The organism is Haloechinothrix salitolerans (genome assembly GCF_042662605.1).
Taxonomy (GTDB): Bacteria; Actinomycetota; Actinomycetes; order Mycobacteriales; family Pseudonocardiaceae; genus Haloechinothrix_A; species Haloechinothrix_A salitolerans.
On the sequence record NZ_JBHSXX010000001.1, the window covers coordinates 1,786,165 to 1,809,094 of the forward strand.

General features: G+C 64.4%; 24 protein-coding genes. 11 read left to right on the top strand and 13 right to left on the bottom strand.

The window, feature by feature from the left end; translation table 11 throughout:
- Positions 1-131: 131 nt before the first annotated feature.
- On the bottom strand, positions 132-413 hold the full coding sequence (locus ACFQGD_RS08415; protein ID WP_345394746.1) for a hypothetical protein: 282 nt from the start codon (positions 411-413) through the stop codon (positions 132-134).
- Between the two features lie 534 nt (positions 414-947).
- Positions 948-1,433 carry a hypothetical protein gene (locus ACFQGD_RS08420; RefSeq protein ID WP_345394748.1) on the bottom strand — a complete coding sequence of 162 codons (486 nt, stop codon included), beginning with the start codon at positions 1,431-1,433 and terminating at the stop codon, positions 948-950.
- A 977-nt stretch (positions 1,434-2,410) separates the two neighbouring features.
- On the opposite strand from ACFQGD_RS08420, the gene ACFQGD_RS08425 reads away from it, so the two are divergent.
- The 4 genes from ACFQGD_RS08425 to ACFQGD_RS08440 all read left to right on the top strand — a co-directional run bounded on the left by ACFQGD_RS08425 (position 2,411) and on the right by ACFQGD_RS08440 (position 5,370).
- On the top strand, positions 2,411-3,262 hold the full coding sequence (locus ACFQGD_RS08425; protein ID WP_345394751.1) for a helix-turn-helix domain-containing protein: 852 nt from the start codon (positions 2,411-2,413) through the stop codon (positions 3,260-3,262).
- Positions 3,263-3,307: 45 nt separating this feature from the next.
- The gene (locus ACFQGD_RS08430) at positions 3,308-3,706 is read left to right on the top strand and encodes a DUF397 domain-containing protein (protein ID WP_345394754.1); all 399 of its coding nucleotides are present in this window, start codon (positions 3,308-3,310) and stop codon (positions 3,704-3,706) included.
- 219 nt (positions 3,707-3,925) lie between these two features.
- Positions 3,926-4,714, top strand: a complete 789-nt coding sequence (locus tag ACFQGD_RS08435; RefSeq protein ID WP_345394757.1) for an alpha/beta hydrolase family protein — start codon at positions 3,926-3,928, stop codon at positions 4,712-4,714.
- 11 nt (positions 4,715-4,725) lie between these two features.
- Positions 4,726-5,370 carry an acyltransferase gene (locus ACFQGD_RS08440; protein ID WP_390221028.1) on the top strand — a complete coding sequence of 215 codons (645 nt, stop codon included), beginning with the start codon at positions 4,726-4,728 and terminating at the stop codon, positions 5,368-5,370.
- Between the two features lie 22 nt (positions 5,371-5,392).
- Here ACFQGD_RS08440 and ACFQGD_RS08445 read toward each other — a convergent pair whose 3' ends face one another.
- Entirely contained in the window at positions 5,393-6,124 is a 732-nt protein-coding gene (locus tag ACFQGD_RS08445) for a glycosyltransferase family 25 protein (RefSeq protein ID WP_345394763.1), read from the bottom strand.
- Positions 6,121-7,263, bottom strand: coding sequence for a hypothetical protein (locus ACFQGD_RS08450; RefSeq protein ID WP_345394766.1), 1,143 nt, complete (start codon positions 7,261-7,263; stop codon positions 6,121-6,123). Before ACFQGD_RS08450 ends, ACFQGD_RS08445 begins: the two co-directional genes overlap by 4 nt.
- A 276-nt stretch (positions 7,264-7,539) precedes the next feature.
- Between ACFQGD_RS08450 and ACFQGD_RS08455 the strand changes: the two genes are divergently transcribed.
- From ACFQGD_RS08455 to ACFQGD_RS08470, 4 genes are read left to right on the top strand one after another with little or no spacing between them, the layout of a single operon-like run.
- Positions 7,540-8,721: a radical SAM family protein gene (locus ACFQGD_RS08455; RefSeq protein ID WP_345394769.1), complete on the top strand. Its 1,182-nt coding sequence runs from the start codon at positions 7,540-7,542 to the stop codon at positions 8,719-8,721.
- On the top strand, positions 8,718-9,332 hold the full coding sequence (locus ACFQGD_RS08460; protein ID WP_345394772.1) for a 3'-5' exonuclease: 615 nt from the start codon (positions 8,718-8,720) through the stop codon (positions 9,330-9,332). Before ACFQGD_RS08455 ends, ACFQGD_RS08460 begins: the two co-directional genes overlap by 4 nt.
- Positions 9,333-9,378: 46 nt before the next feature.
- The gene (gene tmk, locus ACFQGD_RS08465) at positions 9,379-10,029 is read left to right on the top strand and encodes a dTMP kinase (protein ID WP_345394775.1); all 651 of its coding nucleotides are present in this window, start codon (positions 9,379-9,381) and stop codon (positions 10,027-10,029) included.
- Complete coding sequence (locus tag ACFQGD_RS08470) at positions 10,026-10,940, top strand: aldo/keto reductase (protein WP_345394778.1); 915 nt, start codon at positions 10,026-10,028, stop codon at positions 10,938-10,940. The genes tmk and ACFQGD_RS08470 overlap by 4 nt, the downstream gene beginning before the upstream one ends.
- A 484-nt stretch (positions 10,941-11,424) precedes the next feature.
- On the opposite strand, the gene ACFQGD_RS08475 is transcribed toward ACFQGD_RS08470, so the two are convergent.
- Positions 11,425-12,912, bottom strand: coding sequence for a hypothetical protein (locus ACFQGD_RS08475; protein WP_345394781.1), 1,488 nt, complete (start codon positions 12,910-12,912; stop codon positions 11,425-11,427).
- A 471-nt stretch (positions 12,913-13,383) separates the two neighbouring features.
- Between ACFQGD_RS08475 and ACFQGD_RS08480 the strand changes: the two genes are divergently transcribed.
- Positions 13,384-13,929, top strand: a complete 546-nt coding sequence (locus ACFQGD_RS08480; RefSeq protein WP_345395105.1) for a DUF6624 domain-containing protein — start codon at positions 13,384-13,386, stop codon at positions 13,927-13,929.
- A 196-nt stretch (positions 13,930-14,125) separates the two neighbouring features.
- Here ACFQGD_RS08480 and ACFQGD_RS08485 read toward each other — a convergent pair whose 3' ends face one another.
- From ACFQGD_RS08485 to ACFQGD_RS08520, 8 genes are all read right to left on the bottom strand, one after another.
- On the bottom strand, positions 14,126-14,395 hold the full coding sequence (locus ACFQGD_RS08485) for a DUF1883 domain-containing protein (protein WP_345395108.1): 270 nt from the start codon (positions 14,393-14,395) through the stop codon (positions 14,126-14,128).
- A 127-nt stretch (positions 14,396-14,522) separates the two neighbouring features.
- Positions 14,523-15,260 (bottom strand): DUF2637 domain-containing protein, encoded by a 738-nt coding sequence (locus ACFQGD_RS08490; protein ID WP_345394784.1) that lies wholly within the window; start codon positions 15,258-15,260, stop codon positions 14,523-14,525.
- On the bottom strand, positions 15,257-15,610 hold the full coding sequence (locus ACFQGD_RS08495) for a helix-turn-helix domain containing protein (protein ID WP_390183680.1): 354 nt from the start codon (positions 15,608-15,610) through the stop codon (positions 15,257-15,259). Before ACFQGD_RS08495 ends, ACFQGD_RS08490 begins: the two co-directional genes overlap by 4 nt.
- A 741-nt stretch (positions 15,611-16,351) precedes the next feature.
- The gene (locus tag ACFQGD_RS08500) at positions 16,352-16,630 is read right to left on the bottom strand and encodes a hypothetical protein (protein ID WP_345394787.1); all 279 of its coding nucleotides are present in this window, start codon (positions 16,628-16,630) and stop codon (positions 16,352-16,354) included.
- A 208-nt stretch (positions 16,631-16,838) separates the two neighbouring features.
- Positions 16,839-17,732, bottom strand: coding sequence for a dioxygenase family protein (locus ACFQGD_RS08505; RefSeq protein WP_345394790.1), 894 nt, complete (start codon positions 17,730-17,732; stop codon positions 16,839-16,841).
- Between the two features lie 2 nt (positions 17,733-17,734).
- Positions 17,735-18,805, bottom strand: coding sequence for a maleylacetate reductase (locus ACFQGD_RS08510; protein WP_345394793.1), 1,071 nt, complete (start codon positions 18,803-18,805; stop codon positions 17,735-17,737).
- Between the two features lie 33 nt (positions 18,806-18,838).
- Positions 18,839-19,246, bottom strand: a complete 408-nt coding sequence (locus tag ACFQGD_RS08515; protein ID WP_345394796.1) for a nuclear transport factor 2 family protein — start codon at positions 19,244-19,246, stop codon at positions 18,839-18,841.
- A 280-nt stretch (positions 19,247-19,526) separates the two neighbouring features.
- Complete coding sequence (locus tag ACFQGD_RS08520) at positions 19,527-20,273, bottom strand: helix-turn-helix domain-containing protein (protein WP_345394799.1); 747 nt, start codon at positions 20,271-20,273, stop codon at positions 19,527-19,529.
- A gap of 246 nt (positions 20,274-20,519) precedes the next feature.
- Between ACFQGD_RS08520 and ACFQGD_RS08525 the strand changes: the two genes are divergently transcribed.
- Entirely contained in the window at positions 20,520-21,599 is a 1,080-nt protein-coding gene (locus ACFQGD_RS08525) for a zinc-dependent alcohol dehydrogenase (protein ID WP_345394802.1), read from the top strand.
- Positions 21,600-21,660: 61 nt separating this feature from the next.
- The gene (locus ACFQGD_RS08530) at positions 21,661-22,818 is read left to right on the top strand and encodes an alpha/beta hydrolase family protein (protein ID WP_345394804.1); all 1,158 of its coding nucleotides are present in this window, start codon (positions 21,661-21,663) and stop codon (positions 22,816-22,818) included.
- Positions 22,819-22,930 lie beyond the last annotated feature (112 nt).

A 22,930-nucleotide genomic window follows, 5' to 3' on the forward strand; every position in this document is an offset into this window, starting at 1 on the left:
GTCGAGGGCGAAGGTAGTCATGATCAATAGTGTGACCACAATGAGCAAGCCGAGGATGAAACGTAACGGTGCATCCGGGCCGCAGTGGCTTCCTGACGCGGGTCTCTTGAGGTGTCGCATGGCGAGTCTCCTTACATATTCCACTTCTTGCGCATAAGTTCGAGCAGATGTGCCAACTCGTCTGCCGTCATGGGCGGTTGCCACTGAGCTGATCGTTTGGTTGGCGCTTGTTCCGGTTGCGATCGATGGATAGCGACCTCGCTGGCACGCTGCCGTTCTGCCTCCACCTCGGGGTCGTCCATGTCGACCGTTGGCCAGTCAAACTCAACGTCGACGGCTGCCGGCAGTTCTTCGGTCGGGGTGGCCAGTAGCGCCCGCTCGAAGGCAAAGAACGGCACGGTCGGTGCACCCATCATTTCCGCGCTATGCCGTCCACTGTGGAGATAGATAGAGGAACCGGTGAGAGGAGTTCCCGTACTGTCGCGGAGTTCGTGGCGTCCCACAGCGACCCGGCATCCATCGGGGCGTGACTGTCGATCAAGCCGGCGTGTTTACCTGGGCGCTCGCGCGTAGGTGAGGCGACGTGCGTTTCTTGCTGCAGTGTGCCGCACGTTGATCGAGGCATTGTCCACACACGTGCCCGGTCGACTCGGCCTCATCAGAGCGAGGTGGGAGCAAGTGCTCGCTGGAGCACAGTGAAGGCATGACGATCTGGTGCTGGCCCAGCGGCCCGTTGGCGAGGTAGGGCATCGTGACGGGCCGACCGGACACTGTTCGCGGGTAGTGCTTCGTGCGAGGGCTGAGCACACCCGGGCAGGGCGTGGTAGCAGTGACTTCGTCCAGGGGTATACGCACGAGCGGACCTTTCGGTGGCTGTTGACGAGTGGGCATTACTTCCGTTGTCTTGGAAGGCAAGGCGATTTCGCGCATGAGATGTGCGCGTGTGGTTAATGCCGTGTTTGGAGAACCTTGCGGGCGAGTGCTATAAGTGCAGACCAGGGTGGTAGCGGCCGGTTCTGTCGTGGGCGTTGCGGCCAGTGCCGGGTGTCCGCGGGGTGCGGCACGACAACGTGCCCGCCGCGAGGAACTGCGCGCACCCGCGCTTTCCGCAACTCGGTGGGCAACTCCAGATTGGCCCTGTGACACGGCGCCGTCAGGAATGTCCACCATCGGTGGTTGCTGTCGGTGCAGATTGGGCCGTTCATCAGACTCGTGCTCAGCGTTATAGCGACCGCATTGGCCAATCGCGCCGGTAGGACAAGCGCGTCGAGCACGTCGCCGGTGTACACCACCAGTCGCCCCTGACGGGCGTCCAGGCTGGCTGGCCAACCCAGACGGCGGAAGAACTCTGCGCCAGCGGCGAGGTCAAGCGGCTCGGCGGAATCCGTTGTCGGGGTTGACGTCGGGCCGTCGCGGTGAATCTTGGTTGCCATGGCGATACTCCGATCCTTCGCTCGGGGTGGGGAGGCACAGGCGGGTTCGCGCGCCGTGGCCGCCGTGGCTCGACGCGGATAACGCCTGGGCGGGAGGTGTGCCTGGACGGCGGGGTTCAGGCGGTTCCGAAGGCACCAGCGGTGCGCGGGTCACTACCGCGTCACGGAGGACCGCTCGAAGTTGTCCAGCCTCGGTTGGGGTGAGCGTGTGGTGTCCCGGCTGGGACGGGGTGATCGTGACCCCATCTGTAGACACACCGACCCGCAGCTGCGCCCTGCGGCCCCGCTCGTCGCGACACGGCACGATCCAGGCAGGCGAGGCCAACCAGCCCGCGCGTTCCAGTAGTGCGAGCACGGTGTCCACACGGTTGCGCCGCTTCATGGCAGCTCCCGTGCCATCGAGGCGGCTGTGGAACCCGGTGGGCAGGCGGCGGTCGGGGTCAACGCCTGCCCACCGGGGGTTATGAATGCCACGGCGACCCCGTTGGAGTTCGGGACCTCGGCGGGGCCGCCGTGGTGGAGTCCTGACCGCTCCGTTCGGGGAGCGCCGCCGCGGCGACAGCGGATCGGACAGGACGCTTGGGAGGTCGTAGCCACGCCACGGGAACAAGGCGGTGGGCAGCGCGCGGAGTCGTCACCCGCGGGAAAGGGACTCGACGCCGCGCTGCCCACCGCCGGCAGATCGGCCCGTCGGCCCCGATGGGGCGATACGGCCGAGCGTGCTTATAGCAGGGACCTGGAAAGCTCAGTGGCATTGGTGCTGGGTACGGAAACCGCTGGGGTGCGCCACCATGGCCCAAGTCCTCGTCGAGTACGCTCGTAACTTGTGTACTCATAGACTTGACCTCGCAGACCTGGCGGTTCCGAAGATAGGCTGGAGTAGACCGTAACTCGTGTACTCAAGTTGAGTACACGTACAAATGGGTGAATTGGCTTGTACCGTGCGTGATCAGGCCAGTTGGCATACGGAGGTGCACGTGGTCCAACAACAGCTCCCACCAGCGGTGATGAAGATCGTGTTGGGCAACGAGCTCGCTCGGCAACGCGTCGAGGCCGGGTTGAAGCAGGACGACGCGGCAGAGGTCCTGCGCTGCACCCAGCAGAAGATCGCGCACATCGAGTCCGGCAGCGGTATCAGGCCAATGGAGCTGGACGCGCTCCTGGAGCGCTACGAGGCCAACGAAACAGATCGTGCCTACGCGCGGGACTTGCAAGCCGAAGGCAACCGCCGGACCAAGCGTGGCGCGTTCAGCACGCGGTTCCGGCAGCACATGCGGCTGTTGGTCGACATGGAGCCAAGTTGCCAGCGCATCTTCTCGTACCGGGCGATGGTCGTGCCGGGGTTGCTGCAAACCGAGCAGTACATGCGCACCTTGTTTCGCGCGTGGCGTCCTTCGCCCAGCCACGAGCAAATCGACCGGGACACCGCGGACCGGCTGGCACGGCAACGGGTGCTCGACAACACCGACCAGCAGTTTTGGTTCATCTTTGACGAGGCCGCGCTCCGCCGCACCGTCGGCTGCGCGGAGATCGTCAAGGAACAGGTCCTGTGGCTGGTCGAGACCCTGGACCGGCCGAATGTCGAGCTACAGCTCGTCCCGTTCTCCACCGGCTACTACATGGGCCAAGGCCACGACTACAGCATCTTCGGCTACGACACGAAGCCGCCGGTCAGTATCGTTTACCTGGAACAACATGATGGTGGCGCCTACGTGGACGACAGCAAGAGAACGGGACAGTACCTGGCCCTGTGGGAGCAGCAGAAAGCCGCAGCGTCCGGCCCCGAGGAGACGCGTCGCATCCTCCTCGATCTTGCTGGCACCCTTTAGCCACCAGCCCCTCGACGACGCAATAGACGAAGGACAACGACGGCGATGACCTCCAACGAGACCAGCGCAACCCGCCGCGACCGCCCCGCCGGGGTCTGGTTCAAGAGCACCTTCAGCAACCCGAACGGCAACGAGTGCGTCGAGGTCTTCATCGACACCGGCCTCGTGCACCTCCGCGACAGCAAGGACTGCGGTGCCGGCCCGGTTCTGAGCATCCCAGCTGGTGACTGGCCGACGTTGCTGGACGAAGTAGCTGGACGGGCACCGGCAGGCGCCAACACGGCGGTCCAGATCATGATCGATGCCGACGGTGGAGCAAGTATCTGCGCACGCGATACCTCGGGTCCGATCTTGTCGTACACGCCTGGCGAGTGGTCCGCGTTCGTCGCAGGCGTCCGCAATGCGGAATTCGATCTTCCTGGCGCCGAAGTGCTTGCCGCCTGAGCCGCTGGCAGAACCGCGACCACTGGGGCCGATCCTGCGCGCAGGATCGGCCCCAGTCATCATGATCTGGTCGACTACGCGACGTGAGTGTTGATCAGTTCCGCGCACCTCGATCCGCCTGGCTGGCTGCCGCGCCATCGCTGATAGTGGACGACGGTGACTGAACTGGCTTGCTCGGTAGGATCGCGTGGCGCGTTGACGTCACGAGGGAGCAGACGGATGCACCAGACCGAGTTGGTGTCAATCGATGGTGTGCCGTTAGAGGCGGTCGTCCACTCACCGCAAGGCCGACCCGACCGCGGTCTGGTGATCCAGGCGCACGGGATCAACGTAGACATGGACGAAGGCGGGATGTTCGTCCGGCTGGCTGATCGTCTGGCGGAGGCCGGCTTCACCGTCTTGCGTTTCTCGTTTCGTGGCCATGGAAACTCGGGCGGGGCTCGGCGCGGTGCCACGATCGCGGGGGAGATGCTGGACCTGCAGGCGGCTGTTGAGTTCATGACCGCGAGGTACCCGGGGCCGCTATCGCTTGTCGCGTCGAGTTTTGGTGCCGTTTCTACAGCGTTGTCGTTGCCCTGGCTTGAGGACAGACTGAGTCGATTGGTGCTGTGGAATCCCGTGCTCGACCTGAGACGTACGTTTGTCGAACCTGAACTGCCATGGGGTAAGGAGAATTTCGGCCCGGAACAGCAGCGGTTGTTGCACACACAGGGCTTTCTCATGGTGGACGAGGAGTTCGAGTTGGGGCGCGTGTTGTTCGAGGAGTTCCGGTATTATCGACCCGTCGACCACTTCGTGGCTAGCGGCGTTCCGGGGCTTGTTGTGCATGGGGACCGAGATGGTGCCGTGTCGTACGACATTGCGCGGTCGAGCGCCGCCGCCCGAGAACACTGCGATTTCTACACGGTCTCCGGTTCTGACCACGGGTTTGACACACGCGAGCGCGAAGACGAGGCCATCACGGCCACGGTCGATTGGCTGACGACGAATGCCGTGGACCCGCGGTGAATATCGCTGCGTTGTACGCGGCGGTCTACGTCGATGGCAGCAGCGTCGTGGGTGAACACTGCACGCTCGGTTTTCCCAAAGAGGCACGCGTTCGTGCTGCACAGCAGCAACAAGAAACCCAGAGCGCAGGAAAGCCGGTGGTGATTGGCCAACAATGTCTGCTGGCCAATCACGTCGTGCTGTACGAAGGCGTTCAGGTTGGCCGGGACTGTTTTCTGGAAGATCGCGTCCGTGTCGGCTATGACAGCACGATCGGCGACTGTAGCCGGATCGTCTACGGCGCCTACGTGTGCGACCGGGTCACCATTGGTGTGGACGCACGGGTCGCCGGATTCGTGTGTGACGGCTCGGTCATCGCAGATCGGTGCACGGTGATGGGTGAACTGGTGCACGAGTACACTCGGCCGCACCGCGGATGGTGGGAGGTGGACGAGGATTCACCCACGGTTGAGCCGGATTCCGTTGTGGGTTATGGCTCTCGGGTCGTGGGTGGCGTAACGATCGGACCGCGTAGTTATGTCGCCGCAGGCGCGATCGTGACCAAGGATGTCCCGCCGGAACACGTCGTCACCGGCGTCAATGTGCACACGCCCGCCAACCAGTGGGCGGGTGGACGTCTCCAGGATCTGATTCGGTACTGGACCTCTCATCGCTGAGAACGTGGCACAACGTCACCGATCACTGCGTGACGAAAGCGGAATCCTCCGTGTCGCTGCCAGCATCGTCCTTGGGCCGTTGATGCACGAGGGGCGGCTCGCAAGCGAGAGCAGTCAACTGGCTGGGAAATCTCGCTCGGAGGTCATCCCGGGGATGATCGATGTACAGCGATGGCAGGAACTCGTCGACGGGGACGATGGCGTGCTCCAGGTGCATACCGAGCAACACATCGAGCGCCGGCCTGGTGAGCAGATAGCCGTAGCTGCAGTGGCTGTATCCAGGAACGACGAGTCCCGGAGCCACGGCGCCGCGGTCTGGTTCCAGTGGATATCTGCCGAGGTAGAGCAGGTCGAAGGCTGTGGTCTCGGCCAGGCGCTCCAGCGCCTGGAGAAGGTCGTCGAGGAACGTGGGTCCGAGTACGGCGTCGTCCTCCAGGATGAGGATGTACGGCTCCGTGCCTGTCGTCGCCGCGTGTCGCCAGCAGGCGTGGTGGGCGAGGGTGCACCCGATCTCGCCGTACTTCAACGGTCGGCTCCACCACGGGTTCTGGGATGCTATCGGCCAAGGGAACAGCTTGTGTCCAGCGTTGTGGAGGTCGTCCAACGACAGGATTCGACCGTCGAATTGGGCGCCCCAGTCCGAAGTGAAGACGACCGGCAGAGCGTGAGGCAAGCGCCGGGTGATCTCGGCGCGACGGTCGGCACGGCGTGGCAGGTTGATGACGTAGGTGCGGACGTCGCGCGTGGAGATCATCGTGCGGTAGGCATCGTCGTGTAGCGGTCGGTGTTGTCGACGACGGTGGTGAAGGGCTCGTTGTTGCGGCGAGCGAGGAGAATCAGCGGGTTGACCATGGTCAGGTCGGAGACGTCGGTGATTCCGCCGATACGGCGAGCCTCGGTGACGAGCACGAAGTCATCCTCGCCGACCTGCTCGCCAACGTAGCTGATGCTTCGGGCACCCCGCTGTCCTTCGAGGAAGCAATGTGCCGCACCCAGCACTCCGAGGGTCAAGCACCCGCCGAGGAGGAAAACCGTGGTGCCTTGGGCGAGTGTGAGGCGCGTGAACACCGCGAGATCTTCGAGGAGTTCCTGCCGCTGTGTCCACCGCGGGCCAAGCATTAAGCCGGGCAGGGCGGCGACAACGAGGGGATCGTCTTCGCCGAGTGGATGCGGCTCGAAGTAGAACGGCAGTTGAGGCAGGAATTCTCGGTATTTCGCATTCCACGGTGGTCCGCCGACGACAACCAGTGCGTCGGCGTGGGTGTTGTAGTACTCCGACGGAGCGAAGTCTCGAATCGTCACAGTGGGGGCGATCTGGGCAAATCGCGTCCGCAAATAGATCAGGCTGTCCAGGTCGGCGAACTTGGCGTAGCGCAGGTAGTTGCGGTCGGCTGGTGAGGCGTAATAGGGCCGTTCATCGTCGGGGATTTCCGAACACACGATGTCCACGCGTGATCCGTCCGCCAAGCGCCAGAATTCCCGGAACGCGTTCGCATTTTCGGCAGTCGAGTCACCGTCTGGGGTGCCGGGCTCGGCCGGGTGTCGCTGGTGCCGGGGCGCTGGATGCGCCGGGTCAGCGGCCACCAGGAGGTAGGCCAGCGTGTCGAGCGCGCGATCGGCATGCCGGCGCACGGTCTTCGCGGCGCATTTCTGCCGTCGCGCGAGGGATTCCTGGCGTTCGGTGAGTGTGGCGTAGCCGTGCTCTGGCACGAGGTTGAGATCCACCTCGACGTACAGCCGCTCGTCCTCGGCGAGCTGTTCGACGGCCTGGCGCAGCGTCGAGACCAGGAGGGTGACCTCGTCGGGTGAGCCTGGTTCGGTGTGTGCCCCGCAGGTCAGGTGCGCGCGGACCGCATCGGACAGCGCATCGAGCACAGCCGTCGGACGCGCCAAACCGTGTCCTTGTCGCAGACGCTTCAGGTCGCCTTTGACCTGGCTTGCGGACAGTGAAGGACTGGACACCACCTGTCCAGGATATGTCCAGTGGACAGACGGGTGACCAGTGACCCGGCGTGTCGATGGCCTAGGCGATCACGGCGCTGGGCAGCAGGCTCATGAACGGGGCTGGCCAAGAGCACGGACCGTCCATGTGATCACCGCTCGTCGTGCGTGCTGGTCACGGTGCTCGGTGGGTCCTGCCCTGTTGCCGACACCCGATAGGAGGAGCCCGTGAAACCGGAGTACGTAACGTCCGTACCTCTGCTCACGGCCGATCAACTCGCCCAACTGCCACCCCGTGCCCGCGAGGTCGTCGAGTACCGGAAGTCCGGCCTGTCGCTGAACCACATCCAGGGATGCCCGGCCGACTGCTCGTACTGCATCCGGCACACCTATGGCATCTGGGACATGCGGCAGCCCCGAGCCTTGATGTCGGATGCCGAGGCCGTGCAACGGCTGGTAAACCATCGCTACTTCCAACCGCACGTCACCCCGATTCAGGTGTTCAACCGGGCAACCGACCCGTTCGTCCCCAAGGTCAAGCCGCACACGTTCGCCGTGCTCGATGACCTCGATGGCGGCGGGCTCACCAATCAGGTCTTGGTGATCACTCGGTACCGGGTCACCACGGAGGATTGTGTGCGCCTCAACAGGCTCACGAACCTCAAGGTCACGCTGTTGTTCACCTACTCGGGTATCACCGACCGCCGGCTGGAGCCGTTCCCCAGCGAGGTCGCCGAGACCTCGCTGCGCACTGCTGCGGGCCTGGCCGGCGCGTACCGAACCGTCCTCTACTGGCGCCCGCTGGTGCCGGGCCTCAACGACACGCCGGAGCACCTAGCCAAGGCCGTCGAACTGAGCCAAATCGCCCACGCCACCGTGTTCACCGGACTGTTCTACCGCGACGAGATCGCCCAGTACTACCGGGACAACGGCCTACCAGAACCATACGATGAGACCGCCCGACGCAAGATCGTCCCCGAGGACCTGGAGCGACGCATCCTGGAGACCTTCGCCCACCGCAACGGAGGCCCGTTGTTCCGCAAAACGTCCTGCGCGGTGTCGTTCGCCCACGGCCTGCCCGACTACAACGGGCACTACGGTCTGCGAAGCGAGCTATGCGATATCTGCCCGCTTCACCAGATTGGCCGGTGTGCCCAGGCCCATCACATACCGGACGAGGACACCCTGCTAGCTACCGCCGACCAGCTGCCCGAAGCTCAGGGGCTCCGCGTCGTCGATATCTCCGAGCAAGCCGCCATCGTTGCCGGGCTCGCTGACGAACAGCCCCGCTACTTCCTGCAACACGCGCTCGGATTCCAGATCCACGACCACCAGCATCCCCACCATTCGCGGCGCCACGGGCGCGCCGACATTGGCTGGAGCACCAACTCGACGAAGGCATCGACGTGAGCACGAACCCGTGGACCACCCAGCGCTATCTCGTCGTCGATGTGGAAGGAAACGGCGCCCGCCCACCGGACCTGGTCGAGCTGGCCGTCGTGTCCATCACGAGCGGACGCATCGGCGACCCAACCTCCTGGCTCGTGCGCCCCACCAGCCCGATCACCTGGCAGGCCCGCAAAGTCCACGGCATCACCAATGACCAGGTCGCCGCTTTGCCTACCTTTGACGCCGTACGCGACGCGGTGACCAGCTACATCGCCGACGAGGTCGTGCTGGTCGGTCACAACGTGCGCGTCGACCTCGACGTCCTGCGACGCAAGTTGCCCGGCTGGCAACCGCACGCCGTCCTCGACACGTTGCGGCTGGCCCGCACCCTGCTGCCGCACCTGTCCTCGCACAAGCTCGGTGTCCTCGTCGAGCACCTGGACCTGGCCACCGACCTGCCCGAGGAGCTGCAGCCGCATCGAGCAACCTACGACGCTCTGGTCACCGCCCGCCTGCTCACCGCTCTGGCCACGCGCGAGGACGGCACCCCACGGCAAGCCGGCGAAATGACCCAGTTGGGCGGCCTGCCCCAGGCGAACACCGCGCACGAAGCCCAGCCCGGCCTGTTCTGAAACCACCTCGCCCCGCAGCCCGTCACCTCTCCCTGCGAGGTCATGTATGCACCAGTCACGCGGCATATTCGTCTGCATCGACGGCCCCTGCGGTGTCGGCAAGACCACCACGGTCCAGGCACTCGGGAACCGTCTCCGCAGCGTCGGCCTGCCCATCCATCTCACCGCAGAACCCACCAACCACGACATCGGCACGCTCGCCCGCGCTCGCGTGCACACCGATACCTCCGGCCACGCCCTGGCGTGCTTGTTCGCGGCGGATCGGTACGAACGCCTGCACACCGAGATCCGGCCACGCCTGGCCGCAGGCGACATCGTCGTCAGCGACCGCTACGTCGCCGCTGGCCTGGTGATGCAGCGCCTCGACGGGGTCGACCTCGACTTTCTCCGTGCCATCAATGCCTCCGCCGACCCGCCGGACCTCGCCGTCATCCTCACCGCTAACCCCGCCGTCATCACCCAGCGCCTCGCACAGCGCGGGCGACACAACCGCTACCAGTACAGCCCGGATATCAGCGCCGACGAAACTGCCCTCTACATCGACGCTGCTGACAGCCTCAGCGCAACCGGTGTCCCGGTCCTGCGGCTGGAGACCAGCCTCTACCCACCCGACACGCTCGCCACCATGATCCACACCCGCATCGACGCCCTACGAAACGACCGGCATGCCCGCCCCGACACGCAGGCGGCATCATGACCCAGCCAACATCCCCACACGGCTTCCGCCTCGGCGGAGACCTTCCCGTGCGGCGTCTCGGCTACGGCAGTATGCAGCTCACCGGCCCCGGCCACTGGTACCACCCCGACGACCCCGACCACGCCAAGCGCCTACTGCGGCACGCCGTCGAACACGGCGTCAACCACATCGATACCGCCGATGCCTACGGACCGGACACCGCCGAACACCTCATTCGCAAAGCGCTGCATCCCTACCCGGACGATCTCGTGATCGCCACCAAAGGCGGACTGACCCGACAAGGACCGAACCAATGGGCTCCCGTCGGCAGACCCGAATACCTTCGGCAATGCGTCGAAATGAGCCTACGCCGCCTCGCCGTCGAGCGAATCGACCTGTACTACCTCCACCGCATCGACCCCGCCGTACCCCTCGACGACCAACTCGGCGTCCTCGCGGACATGCAGGCAGAAGGAAAAGTTCGACATCTCGGAATGTCGAAAGTAGACATACAACAGCTTCGACACGCAACGGCGTGGTTTACGGTCGCCGCAGTACAAAACAAGCACCACCTCGGCCGCCGAGCCGACGAGGACCTGATTCGCCATTGCGAGGAAACCCAGACAGCGTTCGTCCCTTACGCCCCACTTGGGGCCGGCCAACTGGCTAGACACCCCGCACTCGACGTACTCGCGCGCCGCTACAACGCCACCAAGACGCAAATCGCTCTCGCCTGGCTACTGCAGCTCTCCCCGGTGGTATTGCCCATCCCCGGAACCGCCTCAGAGATCCACCTCGATGAGAACCTTCGCGCCGCAGACATCAGCCTCGAACCAGCCGACGCCCACCTGCTCAACGAAACCGCTATCTATCCAGCCAGCCAGCGCCAGCAATCAACCAGGTCCTGTCATGTGCCGACTCCAACTCGATGACCTGCTGACGGAGCTGCGCCGCCGGAAATGGACCCTCTTCCGCTGGGGTGAGCCTGCGGCCCCGACGCTCGTCGCCGCAGTGCACCAATGGGACACCTGCGCGGACGTCCTCATTCTGCGATCCGAGGACGACGCAACCGCGTTTCGCGTCCCAACCACGCAAGGCTCCAAACCCTTCGCCCCCGAAAAGGTCACCTACCAGTACCACTCCAACGCACTCTGGACTTTGCGAGCGATCCTCGCGCTACCAACACCGGGCTCAACCGGCGCCCCGGCGACGATCGAGACACCGCATGCCAACTGCTGTGTCCCCGACCGGCTCCCACGGCCTGCACTGATTCGACCGTTGTCACCGCATCCCCGCTAGGTCAGGCCATCTGTCTGATTCGGCGAGCGTACGGCCGCTGCGCGCACCGATCCCAGTCCAGTGCTGGGTCCGCGAACCCGGTCACACGTTCCGCTGGCTCAATCACGTGCTGATGGTTCAGTTGGTTTCGTCGATGAAAGCCGAATCTTGCGCTCGGTCAGAGTGAGCGCGAATGAAGTGGCCGAACTCCGGCGGCGAGGTGAGGACAATGCTGGCGGTACGACACGCTTCGATAAGCGTGGCGTCGTTCACGGGATGCTCGGTGGCAATTGCCGCACGGACCACACGGTCGGCAGTGCCGAGTTCACTGCGATAGTGCAGCACTTGACCGATCGCGGCTCTCACCTGACGTATCTCGTTGCTCGCGGTGGTGCTCTTGACCTCTGCGATCCACAACTCGTTTCCGCGCTGCCAAGCGAGGTCGTACTGGGGCTCGTGCGGTGCTGGCCGTAATGGCGTGAGGCCGGCTTGTTCGAGCGCCGCGGCGAGCTGGTCTTGAATCGCGTCGTGGGCAGCTTTTGCGTGTGCTGACCGGTCGGAGCTGATCTCCTCGGCGGTACCGCTCGTGGGCAGCAGCTCAGCAAGCCGGCCTTCGTAGACCACACCGACGCCGTCACCAGTTGGCGGATGAACACGATAGGCCGCCTTGATTGCTCCGTTGCGGCGATCACCCCGCTGGTGAGCGTTCCACCAGTATTGCCCGGTGAGCTTGCCGAACAAGGGAGCATCCGGCCGGAACGTCTTGAAATGGCCGCGGCATCGGTGGAGGGCAGCACCAATACCGTCTCGCTTGGCGTCGCCGTCGGTATCGAGCGCCCGTGTCACTGGCCGAACGTCGAGAACGTGGTAGCGCGTCAGCGGGTTTCCGTGGCGGCGTTGGTGTCGCTGGGACTGCTTGACTTCCGGTTTCATCACACTGGTCTGGACATTCTTGCAGTGCATCATCCCCAGCGTCATGAGCAGTACGCCGGTAGCTCCGTCAGCCATCATAAGGAACGATTCACAGAGATTACCAAGCGCGCCCGGAAGGTCCGGGGACTCCGGGAACTGTGCTTGTGTGAGTGGCTTGCTGGTCTCGTCAGCTACGCATCGGCCGCGCTCGTCAAGGCGCCAGTGCAACATGGCGATCGGCCCAATCGGATTCCCTTTGCGCCATTCGAGAACAAGCTCCGCCGTCATCAGCCAGCCGCCGTTGGCGTCGTTCTCGCGCTTCACAGACCAGCCGAAAGCCGATGCCCCAGCCAGCATCCCCGGCCCGATACAACGCGCTTCCACAAACATGTGCTCATAGGCGGGGACAACCGCAATGTTGGCCAGCATCGCGTTCAGGTCGTCCTCACCGATCTGAAATTCGGCAAGGTAACGGACGACGTTGTCCGCGCTGACCACAGTCGCCTGCTTCCATTCGTCAACCTTCAAGCCACCGCCGGGCGGCCGGATAGCTTTGGCAGACCGAATGGTCTCGGGGTCCTGCAACCGTTCGGCGTGCTTGCGCGCCGCTGTTCCGTCTTCGTTACGGTCCAGAACGTGAAGATGCGCTTCCTGGAGGTCATACAAGCTGACGCGTGGGCCGTACGCCAGCACGCGATCGAATAGCCTTGCCATGGTCAGCTCACGACCGTTCCGCGGCTAGTGCTGGCCCGGAGATGATGACACGGCCGCGACCTCGGATTATCGTCGCCCGAATTGGTTTCCGCATCGAGCTGACTATCGGCTAGGTCGCCTGACTGCCTGTTGTTGTCCTGACTCGGGACCGTGCTCACCAGACTGTGCATCCAATCTCTCGATGTTGCCCTACCCCAACCTCACCGAGCCACATCGTGCCCTCGGCGCTGCCTGGGTAACTATGCACCAAAGCCCTGACAATTCCGGGGTGCCGACGACGCACCCCCGATCGAGTGACGCCTACCGAGGAGGTGGCGAAAAGCGGGTCGATGATCGGCCGTCGGCACGCTGGTCGCCGACATGAGAACCTGACTCAGCGCAGGTAGTGACCACCCTGCGTAGTGCAAGCAACAACGACGGCCTTACTCAACCCGCCACTGTTGCCCCTCGCGATCATGAGCCGGAGTGAGCATGACATCCGTAAGACATTGGTCGGAACTTCGTGTCGAACTACTCCGACGAGCGGGACGTGACCAGGAAGCCCGTCGCGGTCTCGGCGACCCGCCGACTTCCGAGCAATGGGACGTGGTCAAGGCGGTCGACGCGGACAACGTTCCCTGGCTTGCTCGCATCGTCGCGGAGCATGGTTGGCCCCGAGCTGAGTTGGTCGGTGAGGATGGTGCTCATGCAGCGTGGCTGCTTGCTCAACACGCGCCGCTATACCTCCAGCAGCGATGGTTACCGCTGCTGGAGCAGGCGGTGGAAATCGGGCAGGCAGATCCGTCTGACCTCGCATACCTCGACGACCGGGTTCGTATTCGCGAGAAGCGCCCTCAACTGCATGGGACGCAATGGCTCATCCGCAACGGTGAGGAACGCTTGTACCCCGTGGAGAAGCCGAACCAGGTTAATCGTCGCCGAGCTGCCCTTCAGTTGCCGCAGCTGGCCGATCAGGACATCGCCAGTGCATGGCCACACGACGCGGCCTTTGGTGACGCTCCGGCAGAGCCGCTGTAGGCAGGCGCAGGGGGCATCCCTGGGTGGCTTCAAGGCCGAGTTTCAGCACAGGCCGCCGACGATTGCCGACTCGCTCGTCGCCACGTCGTGGGTCTTTGCGGACGGCTGCGGGCGCTCCGTGTCAACCTCCGACTGAACGTCGACGCAACCGGTAACGATCCGCGAAGGCTAGGAGCGTCCCTGGTGGCGGGTGTGGTCAGTCGAAGATCTCAGTGACCTGGACCTTGATCCGCTGGTCGTTGCTGTCGACGACGAGATACCAATGGTCGTCGTAGGGCACCTCCAGGATGACGGGGCTGACGTCATAGAAGCCGCCGAAGAACTCGTACTCGTCGCCGTCGAGAGATGCCTGGTAGTGGTCGACGTCCATGAGACAGACCCTGGCGGTCGAGCCGCGCAACTCCACCTCGAAGGAGGCGCCGCCTGCGCGAGACCCGAGATCCCAGTAGAGGTGCTTCGCACGGATATTAGTACCGGATCACGCAGCCAGCACGCAGTCAGTGGCCAAGACTCGCTGGACGCGAATCCGGTTTACCGGCGCGGGGCCATTACTCGATCGCAGTGCTTAGGGGCAACCAGCTCGGACTGCGTGGCTACGCTGCCGACGGCGTCGACGCCAGGTGGTAATTCCGCTGCCGAACGTGTCGGGTCAGGTTGCGCGCCCGGCGAGAGCCGATACCGAGGCACCGACGAAGGTTCTCGGCCGAGATCGGCCGCTGGTACTTGTTTCGATGCTCCATATCCAGGCGGAACGCCTCCTCCCGGAGAGGGTCGTCGAGACCATCGTTCTCATCAGCGGACGAGTCGGGGTTTATGGGCGTGTGACCAGGCATCTTGTTTCCGACCGTGCGCGTCGCTGGCACCTCGGCCGCCGCCGGCTCCGCCGTATCGGGTTCATCGCTCTCGGAGATGATCTCCACTCGGCGGCGTTTGAGAGCCTGGTTGAGCAGTTCGACCGAGAGCAGCAGTGCCAGTGGTGGGCAGGCGGCTACGGCGATGGAGAAGGCGTTCAACTCGGGGGCGGAGGCGATGTTGGCGCACAGCGACAACGCGATGCCGAGAGCGAACGACAGCCACGCTTTCCACTGCCCGGTGGCGCGGTGGCGGTGGCTGGCCTTCCAGAGTTCGATGGTGGCCATGGTCAACAGGCCATCGACGAGGAGTGGCCAGAGGGCAGCGGTCGTGGGGTCGGCGCCGAACCGCAGGGCGAACTCGCGGCCGTGCCGGTAGGAGACGTACGCCGCGCCCACGGCCACCAGCAGCGTGCAGGCGCACTGCAGACGCAGTGATCGATCGGGGGCGGGACTCGATGGGGATGGCGTGCTGGTCATCGGGCGTCACCCACCCGCGGCTGCCCGTGGGTGTCGCGCATCGTGACACCGCGCTCGTGTAGGCGTTGGCGCACGGTGTCGGCGGCGACGTCCATGCGGTTGCCGATCCGGGCCAGTGACCACCCCTGGTTGTAGAGCCGTACCGCGTCGTCGATCTGCTCGGCGGACAGCCCGCGGCGGCGCATCGGGACATCGTGGCGATGCAGGATCGCGGACACGGTGCGGCGTTCGATGCCGAACTGATCACCCAGCTCGTAGACGGTCGCCCCCGACGTGTAGCCCTCGATCAGCTCCTGGACCTGGTCGCCATCGAGCTGCTGAGCGAGCCCGTCGACGGGGTTGACCTGGATTTCTGGACCTTCGACCAGTAGGTCGTGGTGGTTCGTATGCTTTAGCGTTAGGTCCACAGCAAGGGCATTTCAGGAAGCCCCTGTGCACGGTTTGACCTGCGGAAACCAAGGATCCAGGGGCTTCTTGTCGGCATACGGATCTGTGTTTCGTGCAGGTGTGAATCAGCTGGTCAGAGGGCTGGTGTTCGGGTTCGATTCCCGCAAGCCCTCCTGTTTATGACCGTTCGGGAAGCCGAAGTACAAGATGTGACTGGCTTCGACGTTGTCTCAGCCTCTCCATGCAGGGACTGGCGACTCAGGGATCCGTCGACGTTCACGTAGGCGGACACCCAATTGGAGAACTCGCAGGCGAGGGGCCAGCTGTGTTCGCTGAACATCCACGGGGGCATTGGGCGGGGAATGCGACCGCGAGTTTCGCGCTGAATCCGCCTGCCGGGTCGTCGCGGAATTGGTGGCGCACGGCGCCGATGTGATTACCGCCGAGTGCGGGCCCAGCCGGATGCCTCGAACGGGTAATCAGGGTCCTGGCTGATCGGATGTCTGCGGTGTCGGCGTAGTCGATGATGAATCGGGCTGCCATGACGGCACCGCCGGTGACTTCGATGACTTCTTGGATCCCGGGGCGAGGCGACTGGATGAGGTAGTGGTCGGGGCCGGCGACCAACATCGCGCGCTGATCGTTCTGGTCACATCTGGCGTTGCACCACTCGACGAATCCGTAGGCCGTTCCGAGCGTGCTGGTCAGGACTGCGCTGCTGATCGACCACTCGCCGGCGCGGCTGCCGCTGCTTTGCTCGCGGGTTCGGTGAGGGCAACGTCGGCCGCTATGAGATCGCGGATCGCGTCTTCGCCGATGCGCAGTTTGACCTCGGCGAGCCGTTCGCGTTCTCGTGCCACATCCGTGGTGCTCGGGGACGGTCGGAGAATGAGGGAGTCCGGCTCGCCCAGGAGCGCGGCAGGCGGGTCGCCGCTGAGCCGGTTGGCCGCGACCTTGAGGCGGCGCGCTTCCAACTGCAGCACTGCTTCCCGGTTGACTTCCTTGCCTGCGATGTAGATCGTGATCTCGGGTGAGGTTGCCGCGGAGGCTTGTCCATAGCTGAATGGGGCAAGTCCTGTACCTGTTGCGAATGCCCCAGCGGTCAGGAAGTTGCGTCCGTCAGCATGACACCTCCGCTCGTTGGATGTGGGTTGCGTGACCGGCCGGAGCCGTGTGATTACCGACCTGGTTTCACGCGTTGACCAGGACGATGTCGAAGCGGGTGCGAGTCCAGGTGCGGTTGCCGAGATCGCGGCCGTCGGGTGTTGGGGTTCCGGCGGATTGCTCGGTGAAGTCCTTGATAAGGGAGTCCTTGACGCCGAAGACCGCGTCCTGGTCCAGACGGTCGTCTCCGCGGACGAAGATGTGGGTGATCAAGGTGCGTTTGCCTTCTGCGGTCACCATGAAGTGCAGGTGCGAGGCCCGCATCGGGGTGCGGCCGGTCGCTTCGAGTAGCTTGCCGACGGGGCCGTCGTGGGGAATCGGGTATGGGGTCGGGGTGAGGGCCCAGAACCGGTAGTTCCCGTTGTCGTCCGAGTAGAGGTGGCCACGTCCGGCGACTCGATCGTCGGAGTACTGGACGTCGTAGTAGCCGTCGTCGTCGGCTTCCCAGACCTCGATTCGGGCTCCTGGGATCGGCTTGCCATCGGTGTCGGTGACACGACCTTCGACCCAGCATGGCTGTCCCGATGCGCCGCCGGAGATGTCCCCGCCTTGCTCGATCGCCGGCGCGTCGTCGACGAAGAACGGCCCGAACACTGTGGCTTCGGTTTCCCCTGCGACAGCTTCGTTGTTGACGGTGACCGTTTGCATCGAGGCGCCGAGCACGTCGGAGAGCAGGATGAACTCTTGCCGCTTGTCGTCGGTGATGTGTCCGACGGCGGTGAGGAACTCGATCGCTTTGTTCCACTCGGTCTCGGTGAGGTGGACCTCGCGGATGAATGCGTGCAGGTGCTCGGTCAGCGAGCACAGCAGGTAGCGCAGCCGTTCGTCGTCGGTGCCGGCGAAGCTGGCGAGCACGCGGTCGGTGAGCTCGCGTTCGCGCGTGGCCTGCACGTCGTTGATCGCGGCCTGATCGGTGCTCATGGTCAGTTTTCCTTCGACGTAGGCGGGACTCCTGCCCAGGCGTTGTGCAGGAGATTTGCCAGGGATTCCTTCGTCACGGGGCGTGGATTCGACGGGGGAGCAACAGGCGTGGTCAGGTCGGCGGCCTCGTCCAGGTCGGACTCACGAAGGCCGTAGTTCCGCAAAGCCGTTGGTGCGTCGAGGATTCGGCCCAGGGCCGTGAGTCCATCGACTGCGCTGGTGGTGCCGAATGCGGAAGCGATCCGCTCCGCCGCTTCGGGAGCGGCTGGTGCGTTGTAGGCGAGGACATGGGGCAAGAGGACAGCATGGGTCTGTGCGTGCGGAAGGTTGTAGGTGCCGCCCAGAACGTGGCAGATCTTGTGGTGTAAACCGGATCCTGCGGAGGTGAAGGCGACGGCCGACAGGTATGCGCCGTACAGGCACCGCTCATGTCCGCGCGAGTCGCGTGGATCTGCCTTGATCACCTGCAGTCCTCCCTTAAGTGCGCGGATCGCTTCGACGGCGAACGCCTGGTTGATCGGGTCGGTGCGAGGCGCCCACATCGAGTCGATGCTGTGTGCGAGTGCGTTCAGTCCGGAGGCGACGCTCAACTCCGCCGGCAGCGTTACCAGGAGTTCTGCGTCGTAGATCACCGTGGTCGGTAGAACCCGGGTATCGACGCCGGTCGTCTTGCGTGCCGCCTCGGTCAGGCCCCACACGTTGGTGGCCTCGGAACCGGCGTAGGTGGTGGGGACGGCGATGATCGGCAGGCCGCTGGTGAGTGCGATGGCTTTGGCGAGTCCGGTCGTGGAGCCACCACCGATGCACACGAGTAGATCGATGCGGTGCTCGGTGGCGGCTGCGCGCGCTTCTTCGGCTTTCTCGACTGGTACGTGCGGAGCGACGTCGGTGTAGACCAGCGCTGGGTCGAGGCCGCGACAGACCTTGGTTGCGATGTCCCGCTCGGCTTCCGCCGCGATCACCATCACGGCGGAGGCGCCGAACCGGGTGACCTCGGAGTGCAGGTTCTCAGCGGCCTTGCCCGACGCAAAGCGAACCCGTTGGCCGAGCGTGTCATGGTCGAATTCGAGCACGGTGTCCTCGCGAGATGGAAGTGGTGGCCGAGGTCAGCTGCCCGCCAGGCATGGCGTCGGTTGGTAGGCAAGCAACAGCCAGGTGCCGTTGTCCTTGACCCACACGGCGATTGAGTTGTTGACCAGTTGCTTCCGCTTGCCGCCTGCGGTGATGCTGGCGTTCATCTGCCCGACCACGACCGCCGTGTCGCCGGCCAGCAAGACCTCATCGACCGGGTGATCGACCTGGTGGTAGACGTAAAAGCCGCTCCGGCATTTGTCGAGGTAGGAGTCGACCGAGTCCCGGCTGCCGTCGGAGTGCGTGTAAACCAGGTCCGGATGGCACAAGCTGCGGAACACGTCGAACTCACCGTCGACGACGGCCTGATACCGCTTGGCCTCCAGCTTGAGGATCTCCGCCTGCATACCGGTGACATCGTTCGGACGGTTGTGCTGTGTCATCTGGGTCGGTCTCCTTGCGCTTGCCGGTGACGACCCGACGGTAAACACACCACCCTTGGGTGTCAACTAATACTGGACAATATCGAAGGGTAGGCACACACAGAAGCCCGCGCGGCTCCGACTGTCCGCGTACGGGGTACTTGACTTGAACACCGGGTCAGCGCACTGGGGTGGATACGGATGACGTCCGCCTGGGTTCAAACGACGTGGCCGCCCCGCGGACGGCGTGGGCATCACCTGCGTGGACCTGTGGTGAACCACCCGGCTCGGCCGGTGTCTGTTAGGACTGGCGGCCCACGACGAACCAGACCGCGAGGCAGGTCTCGTTGTACGGGTTGCTGAGTCGGTGGGGGGTCGACGAGTCGAAGTTCAAGCTGTCGCCAGGCGAGAGCACCTGGCGTGCGAAGGCCACCTGGACCTCCAGGCGGCCGGTGAGGATGTGGAGGTATTCCTTGCCGCCGTGGTTCATGAGGTTGTCCGGTGGGCATGATTCGGTTCCCGGCGGGTAGGTCACCCGGAGGAATTCGACATGCGGGTCGTCCTCCGGTGTCAGGCGTTCCCACCGGACCCCGTTGAGGTGCAGCTCGGGCCGTTGGTTGGCTCGTTGCAGTCCCGGCAGTGTGCCGACTTCGGGGAGTGCAACGACCTGCGACTCCGTACTGGACTTGGTCGCATGGATGTCGATGTCCCAGTCGGCCTCGGCAGCACCACCGATGCCAGCGGACGTGCCGTCCTCGGCCATCAAATCGTCGAGTGACAGTCCCAGCTCGGTGACTATCGCGTACAGCGTGCCCACCGACGGCGCGGTGCGGCCGAGCTCCACCTGTGAGACGAAGCTTGGGGAGAGGTCGACTCGGCGGGCCATCTCCCGGAGCGAGATCTTCGCTGCTTGGCGTGCCGCACGAAGCCGCACGCCCACCTGAGCGTTCTTGCTCCGGACGCTGCTCTGTCCCGGTGCTGCGGCACCCGGTGCGGGGCCCGGCTCGGGGGTGGCATCGGTGTTCACTGCGATCGTCGAGTCGCTCATGTGCCGGCCGTCTTCTCCTGCCGCGTTGGTAACGCCCCTGTGGAGGCTGTTGTCTGCTCCTACTGCACATTGTGCCCGTCACCAATTGTCGCATCTTTCGTGGCTGAGCAACGGTCTGCTGGCAGTTGTGTTGGCGCGGCGCACGCCGTCGGGCAAACAATACTGTTCACTGAACATGTGAAGTGATACTGTACTCTATCTATCGACTGTGACGCGGACTACAGCCTCGCCGAGGAGATCATCCCCATGACACGAACGATGAGGGCCGCCGTCTACTACGGGGCTCGTGACATCCGCATCGAGGAGGCGCCAGTCCCCACCCGGGGCCCGGGCGATGTCTTGGTTCGGGTGTTGCGTTCGGGGGTTTGCGGTACTGACGCTGTGGAGTGGGTGGCGGGTCCGAAGGTCTTTCCCATCGAGCGCCAGCATCCCAACAGCGGGCATCTGGGACCGTTGATCCCTGGGCACGAGTTCGTTGGTGAGATTGTCGAGACCGATCCGCGATCGGGTTTCGCCGTGGGTGATCTCGTCGCCAGTGGTGCTGGTGTCTGGTGCGGAGAATGCCGACGGTGCCGAGAGGGGCGCACCAACCAGTGCGCGAGCTACACGACACTCGGGCTCAACGTCCATGGTGGCATGGCTGAGTTCGTCGCCGTCGAGTCCAAGACGTTGCGCGTGCTTCCTGAGGGGATGTCCATCGACCACGCCGGGCTCGCACAGCCGTTAGCGGTGGGCATCCACGCCGCCCGCCGGTCCGGCGCCCGCGACGGTGATAACGTCGTGGTCATCGGTGCCGGTGCGATCGGTTCGTTTGTCCTGGCCGGACTCAAGCACCTCCGAAAGCTCAACGTCATCGTCGTCGACTTCCCCGGTAAGCGGCTCGGTCGGGCGGTGCGACTGGGCGCTGACCGAACGCTGGCGCCCTCGGACACTCTCGCCGCCGAGGCAGTGGAGGCTCTCGCCGGCAGCAAACCCGACGTCGTGATCGAAGCCAGCGGCGCGCCGGGACAGCTGGCGGTGGCGCTGCAGCTCGTGAACGACGGTGGGCGGGTGCTCGCTGTCGGCATCCCGCAGGACAAGCCGGCGCTGGACGTCCACTCGATGGTCTTCCGCGAGATCACCCTCGACTCGACACTCGCGCACGTCTGCGATGCCGATCTGCCCGCCGCGCTGGAGATCCTCTCCAACGGCACGCTCGGGGACGAACTCGCCGAGGCACCGGTCGGACTCGACCAGCTGGGCAAGGCCCTCGATCGCCTCGCCGACGGCCAGGTCGAGGGCAAGGTACTCATCGACCCCGGCCTGGACGACGCGCCGCAAACCTGACCTCAGGTTCACGCCGGTTTGCCGACGAACCGCCGAGCACACATTGGGAGAAAGGCGAGCGATGCTGGAATATTTCACCGAGTACCCGGCCAACCTAGCGCTGTCCATGGCGCTGGACATGGGCGCCAACATGGACGAGATCGACCGCGCATGCCGGAGGCTGCGCGACGGAGGCCCACCACCCGGGACGGATGACTCGCGGGCCTTCTTCCATGCCTGGGTCGGCGCAGGCGACACGTTGCGCGAGGCAGCTGAACGCGACGTGGCAGCAGGTCATCACTTGAGCTCTGCGGAGAAGTACCGACGCGCCACCATCATGTACCTCACCGGCGAGCGGATGCCTGAGCACGACTACCCGCCGCGCGCCGCAGCCTACGACCGCGTCCTCGAATGCTTTGCCCGGTACATCGAACTCGGCCAGGTCAACTGCGAACGAGTTGATGTTGCGTACCAGGACTCAGTCCTGCCCGCGCTAATGGTGCGCTCCCACAGCGAGAAGCCCGCGCCCTGCGTGGTGCACTTCAACGGTCTCGATGGCACCAAGGAGTTTCTGTTCCTGACCGGGTTCGGTGAAGCGCTCGCGCGGCGGGGGATCTCCACGCTGTTCGTCGACAACCCTGGCGTCGGTGAGGCGTTGCGAAAGTACGACCTGCACAACTTCGCCGAGGCCGAGGTGCCCGCGGGAGCGTGTCTCGACTTCCTGCACACCCGTGAGGAAGTCGACTCCGATCGGATCGGCATGGTCGCGCTCAGCCTCGGAGGTCATCACGCGCCACGCGCGACGGCCTACGACCCGCGCTTCGCCTGCTGCGTAGTCTGGGGCGCCAACTATGATTGGCGAAACACCTTCCGCAAACGTGTCGACGGCATCGGTTCTCAAAAATCGGTCCCGCATGTCTTCGAGCACGTCAAATGGGTACTCGGAAAGGACACGGTCGAAGAATGCCTGAAGGTAACCGACCGATTCACTCTCGAAGGGATTCTTGACCGCATCACCGTCCCGATCCTCATCCTTCACGGCGAGCAGGACCGGCAGATTTCCGTCGACCAGGCCGTGTCGACCTACGACGGCTGCATTAACAGCCCTCGCCGTGAGCTGCGTATCTTCACCGCCGAGGAGGGCGGCGAGCAGCACTGCCAGATCGGCAACATGTCGCTGGCCACTGACTACATGGCCGACTGGATGGCAGACGTCTTCTGTACGCGACCGCTCGCATGAACAGCAGGCACCGGTGTACCGACGAACCCGTGCCGACAACACTATCGTAACCGAAACACGAGAACAGCTACTGCTGCCAGGGGAGGGAAACTGAAAATCGTCCCGCGATCGA